The sequence below is a fragment of the Candidatus Hikarchaeum yamanae genome, assembly GCF_009889665.1.
GTDB classification, from domain to species: Archaea; Halobacteriota; Halobacteria; order Halobacteriales; family Hikarchaeaceae; genus Hikarchaeum; species Hikarchaeum yamanae.
Window position 1 is genome coordinate 27,375 of the sequence record NZ_WTZR01000003.1, and the last position, 16,643, is coordinate 44,017.

The following is a 16,643-nucleotide window of genomic DNA, read 5'->3' on the forward strand; positions in this document are numbered from 1 at the left end:
TATAATATGGGGAAAACCAAGATCGTCTGTACAATAGGACCTGCAACCTCCGATGCACCTACGATCCGTGGATTAATCGAAGCAGGCATGTCTGTCGCAAGAATCAATGCAAGTCATGGATCGCCCACCGAATGGGAGCACTATATAAATCTCATTCGAGAGGCAGAAAAAGAATTTGACAATCCTGTTTCTATACTTTTCGATTTGCAAGGCCCTGAGATACGAACAACTTCTTTGGATTCCCCTTTGCAACTCGTTCCTGGTGATTTAGTTCAATTTGTTGAAGGCCAGGGATCCCCTCCTCTGACTATCGGAACTTCTCACCCTCTGACTGGGGTTTCAGTAGGTGACAATATACTCCTCGACGATGGTAAAATAGAAACGACTATTGTGGAACTTGCACAAAATTCTGTAATTGCAAAAGTGATCTCGGGGGGTGAATTAACTAGTCAAAAAGGTATTAGTATACCTGGGGTCCGACTAAATTTAGATTCTGTCACTGAAAAAGACCATAAAGATCTAGAGTTTATTTCGTCCCAAAATGTAGATTTCATAGCAGCCAGTTTCATTCGAAGTGCAACCGATATACTATCCGTTCGATCTTCCATGGAGAATTTCAATCTCGATATTCCTATCATCGCAAAAATAGAGCGATCCGATTCTTTAGCAGAACTAGATTCCATAATCGAAATTTCTTATGGTATTATGATTGCAAGAGGAGACCTCGGTGTCGAGTGTCCACTCCAAGAAGTCCCATTGATTCAAAAAAGAATCATTCATAAATGCATTGATTCCGGAGTGCCGGTAATAACTGCAACAGAAATGCTAGAATCAATGGTGACTTCTCCCCGCCCCACCCGAGCTGAGGCATCGGATGTAGCAAATGCCGTCTTAGATGGAACTGACGCAGTTATGTTATCTGGAGAAACTGCCATTGGCATTGACCCCATCGGCGTGGTCAAAACGATGAATGGCATTATCTCCGAAGTAGAGTCGAGCGATGAGTATGCAAATCTACTCGAACAACGTGTATCTTCAATTGTTTCTTCCAATACAGGTGCCCTTTCTAGATCTGCACGCTATTTGGCTAGAGACATTGGAGCAAGCGCCATAATCGTCGTTTCCGATTCTGGATATACTGCACTTAAAACGTCAAAATTTAGACCTAGTGTTCCTATTTTCGCAGTTCTTCCTTCTGACAACTTATGCCGCAGGCTTTCACTTTCCTGGGGTGTATCTGCTAAACAAGGACTTTTGCCAAACGAACAAACATTCGAGATAACTAATCATGCCGTTTCTTTGGCATTGACCTCTAAAATAGTACATGACGGAGACACGGTTGTTGTAATTTCTGGGATGCTACCGCATCTCTCTTGGAATACTACAAAAACATTGCAAGTACACGTCGCATCTGAAATCATTGATAGAGGTGAAGGTATAGTTTCAGGACGAGTTTCTGGTCCTCTGTTCCGATTATCTTCTTCCAACCTCGATTCCATCCCCGAAGGCGCCATTGTTTTCATTCCCAATACTTTCACAGGAGAAATACCCACATTAGCTAAAAAATATTCAGGAATTTTATACGAAAGCCCTGGCTTAACTAGTTATGTTGCACTTATAGCTCGTGAACTGAACCTTCCTATGATAAGCGGAATTTCCATCCCTGATTCTCTTTCAAACAAAAGTATTGTCACTCTTGATGGGAGTAGGGGCCTTCTTTATTATGGAAATATCCTCTGACCAAGTAATTTTTCATTTTTATAACTTTCTCCATCTATGATTTCCCATCGCAAAAATTAAGTCCGTCACGGATAATTCGATCTTGTGTCTATCTCTTCCAACCCTCCTCAAGTCTCATTAGCTTTAATCTTACTCCTGGCAGGTATCATCTTGACCACTGCGGAAGCGATAGTCCCCGGTGCTCATTTCATAGTCTTGGGAGTTGCACTTATTTCAGCCGGCCTTTTGGGAATGGCCTTTTCTCCTTTAAACAATCCTATTGCACTTTCTGTCCTATTGATAATTTTTGGTGGAATAGCACTGTACCTTTTTAGAACACTAGATATCTATGGTGGAAAGGGCCTTTTCCGAACATCGGATGCTGATAGTCTGCGTGACAAAACAGGATATGTTGCCGAACAGGTCACTTCAAAAGGTGGAAAGGTAAACCTGTATGATGGTGGATTCGACTCACTATATTCAGCTAGAAGTACTGGTGAAACCATCCCCCCTGGAACCGAAATAAAGGTAGTGAATCCTGGTGGTGGAAACATGTTGGTGGTCGAACCTCTAAACCCGAAAAAATCTTAATTTTATCGACATACCTATAGGCTTTAATACATAGGACTCTAACCCGATTTATGTTAGATTTACTTCCATTACAAATTGGGTTACTTCCCACCATACCACTGTTAATTCTAGCAATTATCATCGTTACACAGATGGTTGTTATAGTAAATGCATACGAGAAAAAAGCACTAACAATTTTTGGTGAATACCGCGGTTTATTGGATCCTGGAATCCGATTCGTTCCGCCATTTGTTTCTCGCACTTATACATTTGATATGAGGACCCAAACTTTAGATGTCCCCCGCCAAGAAGCAATCACTAGGGACAATTCTCCTGTTAGGGCAGACGCGGTTGTATACATACGGGTCATGGATGCGAAGAAAGCATTCCTAGAAGTCACAAACTATAAAATCGCAGTGATGAATCTAGCCCAAACAACTCTAAGGGCGGTTCTTGGAGATATGGAACTCGACCAAACTTTGAGCAAGAGGGGTGTCATAAACACACGCATCCGAGAAGAATTAGATAAACCAACCGATGCATGGGGAATCCGTGTTGAGTCCGTTGAAGTCCGTGAAGTTAGTCCTTCCCAAGAAGTCCAAAATGCAATGGAACAACAAACATCCGCCGAACGACGCAGACGCGCAATGATTCTCGAAGCACAGGGACAAAGGAGAAGTGAAATTGAAATAGCAGAAGGTAATAAAAAATCAGCCATTATTCGTGCTCAAGGGGAAAAACAAAGTCTTATTTTACAAGCACAGGGGAGTGCCATTTCAACTGTTCTCCGAGCAAAAGCAGCAGAAGCAATGGGGGAGCGAGCAATCATAAACAAAGCTCTCAACACAATCGTTTCTGTTGGGGAAGGGGAATCCTCCACGATAATCATACCTCAAGAACTCACCTCTCTCTTAGGACGCTATGGAAAACATTTGTCTGGCAGTGATGTCTCTGATACTGAAGATACTTTGGAAAGCCTCGATTTCAATACCAAGACTCTCAAATTACTTGGACTAGATAAACTCGATAGCATCTTGACTGAGTTGGACAAGGATCTAGAATTGGAACCTGTTACCAAAGAAGACATGGATCTCCCTGACAATTAACTTCATTTTCTATACTTAATCTGACTATAGTCTGCGTTCTCGCTCAAAAGATTAATACTCCAGGAAGTTCAGTCTCGGTGCATGGCCCCCCCGGTCTCGGTAAGCGTAGTCCTCCCTGCATACAATGAATCTTCTACAATCACTTCCGCAGTCGAGGATACTTTGGATCATCTCAAAAGTTTTCTCCCCCCTGGTTCGTATGAATTAATTATAGCTGAGGATGGGTGCACAGATGACACGCCCAAAATAGCCTCTGATCTTGCTATCAAGTATGACGAAGTGAGACATTACCATAGTCCCTCTAGATTGGGTAGGGGAGAAGCATTAAACAGAGCATTTGAGATTGCCAAAGGTGATGTCTTAGTTTATCTAGATTCGGATCTAGCTACTGACAATGTACACCTCGAGCAACTCATAACTGCAGTTCATTCTGGATCCGTGGATATTGCCACAGGATCCCGATGGTTCCCCGGGGCACAAACCAAACGCCCTTTCCATAGATCTATTTTGAGCAAAGGGTTCAATACTCTAGTTCGATTTCTCCTAAGGTCTAAGCTATACGACCACCAGTGCGGATTCAAATCATTCAATCGAGAAATTTTTTTCAAACTTTCCCCCTCTTTGAAAGATACCCATTGGTTTTGGGACACTGAAATTTTAGTAAAAGCACAAAACTCCAATTTCAATGTATTAGAATTTCCCGTTTCTTGGACCCCTCAAAAAGATACCAAAGTCGATATAGCTCGAGACGTTTTTGCCATGGCAATAAATATTCTCCGACTCTGGGTCGAATTTTACATCTCCCCTCGCATAACCCCTCTCAATTCATCCATTTTTGGTTTTTTTATCTCCTTTTTGGCTTTATTCTTGATGGGATATTATCTTGATTTAGATCTCAATTTATTTTACACTTTTATGTCCAATCCCATTTATCTATTACTAAGCATTTTTATCTATCTATTATCTTGGCCAATTCGGGGAATTCGTTATCAAAAAATCCTTTCCCAATTAGGCTTTCAGGAATCCCTTAAATTCTTAACTGAATCTATATTCCTAAGCCAAACCTGCAACTTAGTTTTCCCTGCGAGGGCTGGGGATGCAGCCAGGGCATACATACTAAAGTCCAAGAAAAAAATTCCTTATGTATCTGGATTCGCTTCATTATTTTTTGAAAGGCTATTTGATCTTTTAACAATCACCACACTTGCCGGAGTAGTTTTCATACTAACTTCCCTTTTAAGAAGTGGATCCCTTTCATCTCTTGATATTACAGTTGGAAATATATCTCAGAGTGGTAAAATAGCAATTCGACTCGCAATTTTAGTTGCTATATTCGTACTATTTTTATTAACTTTGATACTCATATCTTCTAAAACTAAAGGAAATAGGATCTCTCGGTTACTCAAAATTTTTAGTAATGATTTGTACGCCCAGCGTTTCTCATCCTCTCTAGAACATTTCGTAGAAAATATTCAAAAACTTACTATTAATCCTGCAATTTTTGTTCGCGTTGGAGTGCTTAGTCTTATAATCTGGTCTTTAGATGTATTTGTAGCAATCATAATATTGTATTCTTTCGACCCATCCATATCTCTTCTAACCCTAATTTTCACCTGCTTCTTTGCTGTCAGTATTGGGAATTTAGCCAAAGTTCTACCTCTATCTCCTGGGGGAATTGGTCTCTATGAGGGTGCATTTACCCTTTTAGTTGTAAGTTTAGCAGGTGTCTCCCCCTCCCTCGCATTAAGCGTCGCAATTATCGATCACGCCATCAAAAATTTCATTACAATTTTAGGAGGATCTATTTCTTCATTAGATTTGAATTTATCCTTAAAATCCACTCTACAAATAAAATAAATTGCACACCTTTTCAAATTTATTCTGAACTTTAACACATCTCTTGTTTATGCCCGCCCCGGATAAGCTAAATACTATGCGAGCGGGATCTTCATATGGACTTTAGCACGTTTGTACTTGCTGCTAGTATGACTAGTTTAGATAACCTTCCCACCTCGGTCAATCAAGCAGATGCTATCGAATTCAGAATGGACCTCTCTCTCGATCCTTTGGCTGAATTATCTCAATATTCCCTCGACATTCCTATTATTGCTACCAATCGAGTGGCACATGAAGGAGGCAACTATCCCGAAAATGACTCTCGCATCGATCTGCTCTGTGCCGCTATGTCCAATCCTTCGGTCAAGGCAATAGACGTCGAATTCTCCTCCATCACTTCTGGGCACGGGCAGCGGGCCATTGATCATGCACGAAAACACGACATTTCCACTATCATTTCGACACATAATTTTAATTCTACCCCCTCCCTACTCGAGCTAGAATCTATTTTGACAGAATCAACTAAAATAGGCGACGTTGGAAAGTTATCTGTCACAGCAGAATCCCCATCTGACATAACCAATCTTCTGGTAGCCACTTGGAACCAAACCCAATCAGGAAACCTTGTGGCAACGATGTCTATGGGGACCCTTGGAAGTCATTCTCGTGTAATTGCACCTTTTTATGGTTCTAAAATTGGATATGCACCTCTCGATTTAAACACCACCACCGCACCTGGACAATACAGTCTAGAATCCTTACGAAATCTGATAAAGTCCTTATCTTAACCTATTGCATACTCTCCCCTCACCGAAACATTAAATTCAATTGAACCGCATCAGATTCCTGTGATAGCCCGAAATAGGCGTCTGATAATCGCCATTTTATTTGCTCTAATCTACCCAGGTTTGGGACATGTATATCTCAAGTCCTGGATACGAGCAGTAACTTGGTTTCTACTCGCAATCGCCACTACAATTTTAGTCGTACCCACTCCTATTATGGATGCAATTGAATCTGGAGGCGTATCTGTTATTTTTACAGATGCCGCCCAATTACCATTGGAAGCATATCTGGCCCTTGCAGCTGTTAATCTCCTAAACATAGTAGATGTATACATCCTCGCAAATGCGCAAAAAAATACCCAAGAATCCTCTTTAGTATGCCCCACTTGTCGCAGAAATATGGACCCTGACTTATCATTTTGTCCCTGGTGCACCGCGGTTTTAGAATAATTTTTTTTGAAATCATGTTTCCAAAGAATTTTTGCCTCTCTCTATTTCAAATAGCTTATAGTGAAGTTTCCTTGGCAAAAATGGGATCATATCCTCAAACTCGATCCTGATAAAGATCTGCCCCCTGGCATCTCTTATGAAGATGTATGCTCGACAGGAACTGACGCAATCGAAATAGGTGGGACCACTGGGATTACCAGCTCAAAAATGGAGGAAGTAATACAAGCATGCAGTGATTTTAACGTCCCACTCTACCAAGAACCTTCCAGTGTCGGCGCTGTCGTTCACCACGAAGGCTTAGATGGATATCTAGTACCCCTCGTTCTAAACGCAGATAGTTCTGCATGGGTTATCGGAGCACACAAAGAGTGGACCAAAATAGATCCGAATATAGTTTGGGAATTGACCTGGACCGAAGCGTACATAGTTTTAAATCCCGATTCTGCAGTCGCACGTTACACCAATGCGGATTGCGACCAGTCCCCCCAAGACGTTGCAGCCTATGCCAAAGTAGCAGAAAAATTCCTTAGACAGCCCATAGTCTATATAGAATATTCTGGAATGTTGGGCGACCCCAAAATAGTCAAATCTGCCCACGACGCTCTAACAGAATCTTCTTTATTTTACGGAGGTGGGATCTCAAATTATGATTCTGCGTATCAAATGCGAAGCTGTTGTGATACCATCGTGGTGGGGAATACACTCTACAACGATGGGCTCAATGCTGTAATAGAAACCGTAAGTGGAGCAAAGGATGCTGCATAGTCCCGATTATAAACATAGTATTTTAAACCTCACAAAGTAGTTAATTTCTATATGTACGACCGAACTTTAATTAATGCATCTTCTCCCGGGGATGAAATAACTGTAGTAGGGTGGGTCCACGAGGTGCGAGATTTAGGGGGACTTACATTCTTATTATTACGAGACAGAAGCGGTATTTTACAAGTAAAGTTCGAAAAAGAAACACTTTCTTCAGAAACGCTTTCCATACTCGATCAATTATACCGAGAAAGTGTCGTTCTACTAACTGGAATGGTTGTATCTGAAAAACGTGCCCCAACTGGGATTGAACTGGTACCCAAAACAATTGAAATTCTAGCACTTTCCGATCCAAATCTTCCCCTTGATCCTTCCGGAAAAGTTACATCCGAACTATCCACGCGGCTAGATAAACGTTGCATTGATCTTAGACGAATCGAAACCAGAGCGATATTCGAAATTCGATCCGAAATCCAACGATCCATACGCCAAAGATTCTACGATATAGATTGTATTGAAATAAATACTCCAAAAATAGTCGCAACAGGAACTGAAGGTGGCACTGATCTTTTTCCCATCGCATATTTCGGAAAAGAAGCCTTTATGAACCAATCTCCTCAACTTTTCAAACAACTTGTAGCTGGAGGTGGGATCGAGCGAGTATTTGAAATAGGACCTATCTTTAGAGCAGAGGAACACAACACAACCCGTCACCTAAACGAAGCAACTTCAATCGACTTTGAAGCAGCATTTATAGACCACGAGATGGCAATGGAGGTGGCTGAAGATATAATTTCAATTGCTTATCATTCCGTCTCTGAAAATTGCCCACAACAACTCCATACTCTCAGTCTAGATGGGCTATCTATCCCTGAAACGCCCTTTCCAAGAATTTCCTATGATTCTGCGATTGAAATAGCAAATGGCTCTAGTGATCTCTCTGAACCACTAGAATGGGGGGACGATCTATCCACACAGGCAGAAAGAATTATTGGGAGTACTATGGCTACTCACTATTTCATAACAGATTGGCCTAGTGAAATCAAACCCTTCTATATCCAAAACCACGATGAATCTCCCGAAATATCAAAAGGATTTGATCTAATGCACCCTTCAATGGAATTAGTCTCTGGAGGGCAACGAGAACATCGATACGATTCACTGATTGACGCTCTCCAAAACCAGGGCCTCAACCCTATAGATTTCGAATTTTATGTTGACATGTTTCGCTATGGTATGCCTCCCCATTCTGGGTGGGGCATGGGTGCAGACCGACTTGTTATGAGCATGCTTCAATTAGACAATGTACGTGAAGTTGTTCTTTTCCCCCGTGATCGCAATCGACTCGCCCCCTAGAGCAAATAATGACTTCTCATTCTATCTCTACGTTCATTCCTGCACACGTTTCATTATTCTTTTCACCCTTCTTATCTCCAAATCCACTCAAATCTGGTTCTACTGGCGCTGGGATCACACTTTCTGATGGTCTGACTTTTACAACTTCTCCTTCAAACGAGTCTTCACTGACAATAAATGGATCCAAAGTCCATATGGAAGTAGCAAATATAATCTTTAATTCCCTCCCTTCACCACTACACGTCGAGGCGCAGACAAAACTCCCTCTCGGAGCTGGATTTGGACTTTCCGGTGCAGTCGCGCTCGGGATTATTGCATCCGCGCAAGCACTCCTCGACTTGCCCTTCTCCCCCTCGGATATAGTGCGAATAGCACATTCTGCTGATGTTTCTGCAGGCACTGGGCTCGGAGATGTAATGTCCCAATCACACGGTGGTATTCCAATTCGAGTCAAACCTGGTGGTCCCGGACATGGAATTCTTGAAAAAATATCTGAAACAAATCGAATTGAGTATCTTTCTTTCAATAGCATGGACACCCACACTATCCTCTCTGGGGATCTCTCCAAAATTCAATCTATAGGGTCTGAATCATTACATTCCCTCTTAAAAAATCCTTCCTTGGATTCGCTATTTGATCTCGGTTACAAATTCACTCTTGAGACTAATCTCATGACCCCTAAGATCGAAGAAACAATAAATACGGTTATAGATTGTGGAGGAAAGGCGTCTATGGCAATGTTAGGGGAGACTGTAATTTCACTTGGAACTGGCTTAAGCGATGCAGGGTATGTTCCAAATATTTGTGAAACGTTTTCCCCGGAAAGGCCGCTTTTTGACATAAACTAATTTTTGAAGCTTGGCAGCCATCTCTACACCATGGGAAACATTCCTCCGAACCACCCTAGGTATGCTTCACTCCTCTTGAGAGATCGACTTATCGCTGGAATCCAGAATGGAATCACTAGCCAACATGGCTTGATAGCCCATGGTCGCGGAGAATCATTTGATTATTTACTATCTGAGCACTCCCTACCCACTGCGAACCAAGCCGCAAGAGCAGCAGCTGCGTATATTAGATTGGCAAAAAACCCTGTTATAAGTGTGAATGGAAATTCTGCAGCCCTTGTTCCCGCCGAAATAGTAGCCCTTTCTGAACTCACCGGGGCAGTGATAGAAGTCAATCTATTCCATCGAACGGAAAAAAGAATCGAATCAATCATTTCTCACTTAAATTCGCATGGTGCATCTAACGTGAAAGGTATCTCTGCCTCTTCTCTAATACCTGGTATCTCTCACGACCGTGCAAAAGTTACACCGGATGGATTATATGCGGCAGATGTTGTCTTAGTCCCCCTTGAAGATGGAGACCGCGCGGAAGCTTTTAATAAAATGGGGAAAACAACACTTGTTATTGATCTCAATCCTCTATCTAGATCTTCCCAACTTGCCACTGTCCCTATAGTTGACAATATAGTCCGTGCCATTCCCAATATTATCTCTCACTTTGAAAATATTTCTCACCTCTCTCCCAAAGAGCTGATGGACATAACGATAAATTTCGATCGCGAAGCTGCACTCGAAGAATCAGAGAGAATAATCCGAAATGGGATCGGTAACTTATGAATATAAAATTATAACTAAACTTTATTTTTTAAATTCAGGATCCAATTGAATCTTTGAAGCCTGGGGACCTTCTTGATCTTGGTATTTCGATCCCCTACCCTTTCCATACGGATTCTTTGCAGGCGTTTTTAATTCAGTAAATATCACTTGCGAGATTCGCATCCCCGGAGTCAGTGCAACAGGCGCGGTTCCTAAATTCGAGAGCTCTAGTGTTATCTGTCCCCGGTACCCAGGATCGATAACACCTGCAGTTGCATGTATCACTATTGCCAATCTACCTAGTGAAGATCTCCCCTGGACATGCGCAATAAGATCTGGTGGTATCTCTACCCGTTCTTTGGTAGTACCTAAAACAAAATCACTCGGGTGCAGTATGAATTCTTCCCCTTCTTTTACAATTGTTTTCCGAACGTATTTGGTAACTTCATCCTCCGAATTTGGATGGATGCACGGTATATTGGTCCGACGAAATTCTAAAAATTCTTCTCCTAATTTTAAATCCACACTTGCAGGCTGAATTTGCAGATCTGGATCATCAAGTGGGTCAATTACAATTTCTCCCTTTTCCATCCTTTGTCGAATATCTACATCAGAGAGTATCATCACCCTGTATGTCTTCGCCACCGAGATAAAAGTTCCCGCATGCAGCAGAATAGACTTTTATTTCACTATCGCCTCCGACTATTCATGAAGCAGGCCATTTTAGCACGTTCCGATCTAGGCATGACTCCTGGAAAGCTAGCGGCACAGGTCGCCCATGCTTCCCTTTCTGCATATTTGAAATCAGATAGTAAAACACAAAAAATTTGGAAACGTGATGGTCAAACCAAGATAGTCTTAAAAGCTCCCAACCAAAACGTCCTTTTCGAATTCAAAAAAATTGCAGAAGAGAACAAAATACCTGCTGTAATTATAAAGGACGCTGGCCGAACTCAATTGGAGCCCGGGACTATTACAACTCTTGGAATAGGCCCTGCAGAAGATTCTCTTCTAGATGAAATCGTCTGTGATTTATCCCTTTACTAATGCTTTCTTCTCTACCCGAAGAACAGATAATAGGAATTGACCATTTCATAAGCAATCATGCTGGTGTTGGTGGATCTCTGAGAAATAATCCTGAAGATTTTCAAGTTTATGAAATTGAAAATGTAGATTATAAACCACTCAATTCTGATCCTTCAACTTATCAATACCTAATTTTCCGCGCGACCCTCTTAAATTGGGATACTAACTCCTTCACTCGTGAATTATCTTCCCATTTGGATGTCCCTCAGAATTATATTTCTTGGGCTGGGACCAAAGACAAACGCGCATTCACTACCCAACTATTCTCTCTAAAAAATACTCATCCCCTTTCTCTTCCCCCCATCCCTGATACAACTATGCAACCTGTGGGTCGATTGGGCAGAAATTTATATTTTGGAGATTTAGCTGGAAACCACTTCGAAATTATTGTTCATAATCCTGCTGAAGTTAGTAATATCTCTGCCATCACAGACGATCTCAAAAACTTTGGAGGTGGGACTGTATCTTTTCCTAATTACTTTGGCCATCAACGTTTTGGTTCAATTCGGCCAATAACTCACCATGTAGGACTATACATCGCTCGCGGTGATTGGGAAGGGGCACTCATGTCTTATCTGGGTAGTTCCTATGCCTCCGAACCTGAGGAAACTCAAGAAGCCCGATCCTTGGTCCAATCTACCCGCGACTGGGAACTTTCTCTGTCTCTATTCCCCAAGTGGTTACATTACGAACGCAATATGCTAAAATCTTTAATCCATACTGGAGGGAAAACCGAACAAGATTACAGGATTGCCCTTGAAACGCTACCTCGAAATTTACAATTACTTCTCACCCACGCAGCACAGTCCTATATCTTCAATCGCATTTTAAGTCTTCGACTAGATAAAAAAATACCATTTCATATAGCTACTGTTGGAGATACTGTTTGTTTCTCAAAACCTATCCACGGACTAAATCTCCCTGATATCACTAAATCCCAAACTGCCACCTCAAAAAATTTGAATTCCCTCAATCGACATTTAACAAGAAACAGAGCATTTGTCACCGCCCCACTTATTGGATCTGAAACCACATTGAGTCCAGGTTATCCTGGTGAAATAGAACAAATGGCTCTAACTGAAGTAGGACTTTCTCCCTCTAGCTTCGATCTACCCGGCCTATTCAATTCTTTTGGTTCTTTACGACCCATTCTAACAACAACCCAACTAGAACTTCAAGAGAACCCCTTGACATTTTCATTTGATCTACCCCGCGGCAGTTATGCTACTGTATTTTTACGAGAATATCTTAAATCTCCCCTTTCTCAAATGTAACTTTATCTCCATTTTTCTTTCGCCCATACGATTACTATTCCTGTCAAAATAATCAACCCAACATATCCAAATATCCGGCTGGCCATGAACAAATTCCATCTATAAGATTCCATCCCTTCTGCTACTTCTAATTCTAATTCTGTTTCTAATTTGGATTGTCCCACTTCGGTCTCTTGAGAAATTCCAGACGCTATCTTTTCAATTGCAAGAATTATTCTGGGAGCTGGCTGATTGAGATGTTCCACCTGAACTACAATTATTTTATTATTCCGAGCTGCAGCTGTTTTCTGTATTATCTCATTATTTTTTATCTCCTCAATTTCATCAGAGTTAATTATGATCCATTCTGGTTCATTCTGAACTATTAATTCTGCATTGAGCTGCCTGTACCCCGAAATCCCCATCAATTTCGCACTATTCTTCGCCCCCGATTTTTCAATCACTTCATCTATCAAAGTTTCCTCTCCTGCAGTCCATCCATAAAACACGTAAAGAACCACGGGTTTTTCTTTTTCTTCTGCCTCTTCATAAATGAGATCCAAACTAGACTGCATCCGCGTTGTGACTTCTTCTGCCCCTTCACATTCCCCTGATAACCTGCCAATTAATCTGGTCTCTTCCATTATGTCTTCAATTGTTCTAAGCTCGGAAGAATAGTATACAACCATTCCAGTTTCTCTGAGTTTCTCCACTGTTTTTTCAGGTATTATGCTTGGGGCCAAAACCAAATCCGGATTCAAAGAAACAACACTCTCTAAGACAATTTCTCCTTCTGAGCTAGAGATGACCACCCTTTCATCTGCTCCTTCTAAATACTCTGCGTAGTGGGTTATCCCAACCACTTTATTCTTCCCACCAATCTCCCACATAGTCTGGGCCGAACTAGGCGCAAGAGTCACTATTTTCTGTGGTTCTCTCTCAATCTCAACCAATATTCCACTAGCATCAATTTCGCTTATTGGAAATGTACATAATTCCTCTATGCTTTTTTCTCCATTTTCAACCCCAACCGTTCCCATTGTTAGAATAGATGTTATTAGTAAACAACAACATGCAATTCCCATCAATCTCATATACTCATCGAATCCGTTAAACAATAAAAATGTTATTAATGCAATTTATATTGATTTATCCCCCTATCTTTAAAACCTCTTATAAATATGTAGTCTCATCTCAAAATATCATTTAAAAGGGTTTATCTCTAAGTCGCCGCTACACACAATCTATCCATGGCAAAAAAATCTGGTTCAGCCGGCCGATTCGGGGCTAGATACGGTCGCGTTGCCCGCCGTCGCGTGTCTGAAGTCGAAGCCCTCATGCGCGCTGATTACGCCTGCCCCAAATGTGGAGCACCCAAGTCCATCCACCGCGTGGGCACTGGAATCTGGGAATGCAGGCGAAAAAATTGCGATTATCGATTCGCAGGAGGCACTTACCGACCTGCTACACCTGGTGGTCTGATTGGTAGTCGTTCAATCACTCGTTCTGAAACCGAAGCTTCCCCCGAAGAACTACTTCTCACAGCAGTGCCATCCGATTCTCCAACAGAGGTGGAAGAATAGTGGCATATAGATGTTCTCGCTGTAAACGAGATGTTGAGTTAGAAGGGGTATTCGGGGTTCGATGTCCTTATTGCGGTCATCGGGTACTTCTCAAAGAGCGTAGCCCTTTGGTCAAAGAAACTCATATAAGGTAACAGAGTTTCCCTCCCTATCTATCTCTTTTTTCCAATCCACAATCTGATTGTAGAAAACGCGGGTTTTTGAGTTCAGACCGTTTACTGAACTTAAATGTCAGAACAACTTACCCCTGAAGCACGGGAGAAATTAGAAAATCTTCAGGCATTTCAATCTAAAGCCCAACAAGTCACCGTACAAAAACACCATGCAGAAGCACAATTGGCAGAAAATAAATCGGCCCTATCCGTTTTATCAAAAGCCGAAAAAGATGCTACTTTATATCGTCATGTAGGAAATTTATTGGTCGAAACAGATTCGAAATCCGCCGAAGAAGATCTTAACCAACGTGTCGAGGCCCTCGAAGTCCGGCTACAAACTCTAAATAAACAAAGTGAACGAATACAAAAACAATTTGAAACTTTACAAAAAGAAATCCAAGAAATTTTAAATATTTCTTGATCGGCCTTCGTACCCTTCCTACGCCGCTGCAAACAAGAATAAAAGTATGCTCATCGAAATGGTCGCAATTATCATTGCAGCCGTGAGTGCCCCGCCCATTGAAATCATCGCATTAGCGTGACTTGCTAGAGTTTCTGTCATATCATTTCCAAATACGGTTACTGTTGTTTTTCTAGATGACATCCCTGCCACAACTGACTCGCAATCTTCTTTTGCCTCTTTTATTAACTCTTGGATCTTACCAATCAATTCATTATGCGGTATCCTTTGCCCCACTTGATTCACGGCATCAATAGTATTCACAATATGTGTATCTGTTGTGATGATCTCAATCTCATCTACCAATTCATTTTCTTCTACAATTCTATCTCTTAACCCTGGATCCATATTGTTCCCATCGACCTGAACATATGCCGTTTCTTGATCACCTACTTTTATCACTGCCACTCGTATCCCCAACGGCCCCATTCCCTCTTCCAATCCCCATTTCGTCTCATCCCATGCTACCCCTAGTTCAAATGAATTTTGGCCTTCTTGAACTAATTTTTTACTCACTTCCTTAGCAGCTTCAAATAAATCAAATGACCTTTGACTACCTGGAGTTATATGTCCTATCTCGCCACCCCTAGTACCATTATTACAATTATGTGCATCAATTAACATGACATTTCTTAAACCCTGTCCTCTGGCTTCTGCCATGGCGGATAACCCGACAGCATAGTCTATGTCATCTGCACATCCTGGTGAGTATGTTACTATCAACATAGCACTATCTCCAAACATCTGCCCAACTATCTCGGCTTCACCAACTCTACTCCGCACACTCCTAGTCGCAGTTTCATATAACTCTACATCTTCTATAGCCCGTTTTACCACTGATATTATTGAATCCACTTCCCGGGCGGTGGTTAGATTAAAATCATGCCCCGCAGTCGCGTGAGGTGTGAATGCCATCCCTTCTGTATCTCTGGCAAGACTTTCTGGAAGGTTCCCCCCTCCAATTGTCCCCATAGGTCCTGGATGAAGCATCGGCAGTGAAAAACAAGCTTTTTGTTTCCCTCTCAAATCTGCATAAGACATCACAGTGACAGGAACTACTGCTGATTCTCCTATGCTTTCAAAGAAATTTTCCAGTCCTCTAGAATCCTCTGCAATGTAGTCTATGAAACCTCTAATAAAATCGAAACCAGACACGCCCAGTGTCTTGCGCCAAGGCCTGTCTATAATTACAATTAATCCCCACACTCCTAGTGCGTATATTATACTCATCCCCACGAGTAATAGTAATTCCCCCTGTATCCCCACCGATATTATTTCTGTAATACTATTCTTTGGACCCATGGCATACGACTGAAAATATAACTTACCCGATCCCGGACCTATCAATAGATTTGGACCCACGCCATTTTTCACTACTTGCGACTGCGCAACAGCATAAATAGCAGCAGCAGTCACAGTCTGAATACTCGCAGGTATACTTGCAATAAACGGATTTTTATGTGATATCGCCATTACAATTGCTAACCTAAATGCAAATATGATTGCAAGGGATGCTATCAATACCACATATACAATACCTTCAATATTAAATAGGAGATCTACCACCTTCGAAAATAATAAACACACAACAACAATGATTTCACAGACTAATGCTAGTAGAGAAGATCTATTGTATGTAATCTTCCCACCTAGTATTCGATCAATCGGAGGTGTGAAGAAACTAGCCAGTAATGTTGGAAATCCTATGAAAAATACCCCTAAAATCATATTGTCTATGATTGAAGAAAAAATGGTTGTTCCCCCCTCCATCGACTGAAAAGCACTGGCCCCCACTACTGCAGCTAAAGCCAATGAAAAGAAAACGCTAATCTGCCAATTTGGGGATTTAAATACAAATCTAGATAAATCTGAAAGATTACTTTGGGATGTTGTCATTCGTTACTCCATTATATTTGAC

At 41.6% G+C, this 16,643-nt stretch carries 18 protein-coding genes; 15 read left to right on the forward strand and 3 right to left on the reverse strand.

What is annotated here, in order from left to right:
* Nucleotides 1-6 precede the first annotated feature (6 nt).
* The 10 genes from pyk (at nt 7) to ACM9H2_RS02170 (ending at nt 10,209) form a co-directional block, all read left to right on the forward strand.
* A complete protein-coding gene (pyk, locus tag ACM9H2_RS02125) occupies nt 7-1,740 on the forward strand; it encodes a pyruvate kinase (RefSeq protein WP_415487707.1) in 1,734 nt (577 codons plus the stop codon).
* An 84-nt stretch (nt 1,741-1,824) separates the two neighbouring features.
* A complete protein-coding gene (locus ACM9H2_RS02130; RefSeq protein ID WP_415487709.1) occupies nt 1,825-2,310 on the forward strand; it encodes an NfeD family protein in 486 nt (161 codons plus the stop codon).
* 50 nt (nt 2,311-2,360) lie between these two features.
* The gene (locus ACM9H2_RS02135; RefSeq protein WP_415487712.1) at nt 2,361-3,395 is read left to right on the forward strand and encodes an SPFH domain-containing protein; all 1,035 of its coding nucleotides are present in this window, start codon (nt 2,361-2,363) and stop codon (nt 3,393-3,395) included.
* A gap of 81 nt (nt 3,396-3,476) precedes the next feature.
* Nucleotides 3,477-5,252 carry a flippase-like domain-containing protein gene (locus tag ACM9H2_RS02140; RefSeq protein ID WP_415487714.1) on the forward strand — a complete coding sequence of 592 codons (1,776 nt, stop codon included), beginning with the start codon at nt 3,477-3,479 and terminating at the stop codon, nt 5,250-5,252.
* A 128-nt stretch (nt 5,253-5,380) separates the two neighbouring features.
* Nucleotides 5,381-6,019, forward strand: coding sequence for a type I 3-dehydroquinate dehydratase (locus ACM9H2_RS02145; RefSeq protein ID WP_415487716.1), 639 nt, complete (start codon nt 5,381-5,383; stop codon nt 6,017-6,019).
* Nucleotides 6,020-6,079: 60 nt separating this feature from the next.
* Nucleotides 6,080-6,466 carry a zinc ribbon domain-containing protein gene (locus tag ACM9H2_RS02150; protein ID WP_415487718.1) on the forward strand — a complete coding sequence of 129 codons (387 nt, stop codon included), beginning with the start codon at nt 6,080-6,082 and terminating at the stop codon, nt 6,464-6,466.
* Nucleotides 6,467-6,526: 60 nt separating this feature from the next.
* Complete coding sequence (locus ACM9H2_RS02155) at nt 6,527-7,231, forward strand: phosphoglycerol geranylgeranyltransferase (protein WP_415487720.1); 705 nt, start codon at nt 6,527-6,529, stop codon at nt 7,229-7,231.
* A 51-nt stretch (nt 7,232-7,282) separates the two neighbouring features.
* The gene (gene aspS / locus ACM9H2_RS02160; protein WP_415487722.1) at nt 7,283-8,584 is read left to right on the forward strand and encodes an aspartate--tRNA(Asn) ligase; all 1,302 of its coding nucleotides are present in this window, start codon (nt 7,283-7,285) and stop codon (nt 8,582-8,584) included.
* A gap of 8 nt (nt 8,585-8,592) precedes the next feature.
* Nucleotides 8,593-9,432, forward strand: coding sequence for a pantoate kinase (locus ACM9H2_RS02165; RefSeq protein ID WP_415487724.1), 840 nt, complete (start codon nt 8,593-8,595; stop codon nt 9,430-9,432).
* Nucleotides 9,433-9,462: 30 nt separating this feature from the next.
* Nucleotides 9,463-10,209: a 4-phosphopantoate--beta-alanine ligase gene (locus tag ACM9H2_RS02170; RefSeq protein ID WP_415487726.1), complete on the forward strand. Its 747-nt coding sequence runs from the start codon at nt 9,463-9,465 to the stop codon at nt 10,207-10,209.
* Nucleotides 10,210-10,230: 21 nt separating this feature from the next.
* Here the strand turns inward: ACM9H2_RS02170 and dcd are convergent, their stop codons facing one another.
* The gene (dcd, locus tag ACM9H2_RS02175; protein ID WP_415487728.1) at nt 10,231-10,812 is read right to left on the reverse strand and encodes a dCTP deaminase; all 582 of its coding nucleotides are present in this window, start codon (nt 10,810-10,812) and stop codon (nt 10,231-10,233) included.
* Nucleotides 10,813-10,896: 84 nt separating this feature from the next.
* On the opposite strand from dcd, the gene pth2 reads away from it, so the two are divergent.
* Both pth2 and truD read left to right on the forward strand, forming a co-directional pair.
* Entirely contained in the window at nt 10,897-11,235 is a 339-nt protein-coding gene (gene pth2 / locus ACM9H2_RS02180; RefSeq protein WP_415487730.1) for a peptidyl-tRNA hydrolase Pth2, read from the forward strand.
* On the forward strand, nt 11,235-12,548 hold the full coding sequence (gene truD / locus ACM9H2_RS02185) for a tRNA pseudouridine(13) synthase TruD (protein ID WP_415487732.1): 1,314 nt from the start codon (nt 11,235-11,237) through the stop codon (nt 12,546-12,548). Before pth2 ends, truD begins: the two co-directional genes overlap by 1 nt.
* 2 nt (nt 12,549-12,550) lie before the next feature.
* On the opposite strand, the gene ACM9H2_RS02190 is transcribed toward truD, so the two are convergent.
* Nucleotides 12,551-13,621 carry an ABC transporter substrate-binding protein gene (locus tag ACM9H2_RS02190; protein ID WP_415487734.1) on the reverse strand — a complete coding sequence of 357 codons (1,071 nt, stop codon included), beginning with the start codon at nt 13,619-13,621 and terminating at the stop codon, nt 12,551-12,553.
* A gap of 156 nt (nt 13,622-13,777) precedes the next feature.
* Here ACM9H2_RS02190 and ACM9H2_RS02195 point away from each other — a divergent pair, with 156 nt between their 5' ends.
* The 3 genes from ACM9H2_RS02195 (at nt 13,778) to ACM9H2_RS02205 (ending at nt 14,686) form a co-directional block, all read left to right on the forward strand.
* Nucleotides 13,778-14,110, forward strand: a complete 333-nt coding sequence (locus ACM9H2_RS02195) for a 50S ribosomal protein L37ae (RefSeq protein ID WP_415487736.1) — start codon at nt 13,778-13,780, stop codon at nt 14,108-14,110.
* A complete protein-coding gene (locus ACM9H2_RS02200; protein WP_415487738.1) occupies nt 14,110-14,244 on the forward strand; it encodes a DNA-directed RNA polymerase subunit P in 135 nt (44 codons plus the stop codon). The genes ACM9H2_RS02195 and ACM9H2_RS02200 overlap by 1 nt, the downstream gene beginning before the upstream one ends.
* A 94-nt stretch (nt 14,245-14,338) precedes the next feature.
* Nucleotides 14,339-14,686 (forward strand): prefoldin subunit beta, encoded by a 348-nt coding sequence (locus ACM9H2_RS02205; protein WP_415487740.1) that lies wholly within the window; start codon nt 14,339-14,341, stop codon nt 14,684-14,686.
* A gap of 18 nt (nt 14,687-14,704) precedes the next feature.
* On the opposite strand, the gene ACM9H2_RS02210 is transcribed toward ACM9H2_RS02205, so the two are convergent.
* Nucleotides 14,705-16,621, reverse strand: a complete 1,917-nt coding sequence (locus tag ACM9H2_RS02210) for a DUF2070 family protein (protein ID WP_415487742.1) — start codon at nt 16,619-16,621, stop codon at nt 14,705-14,707.
* Nucleotides 16,622-16,643: the final 22 nt, after the last annotated feature.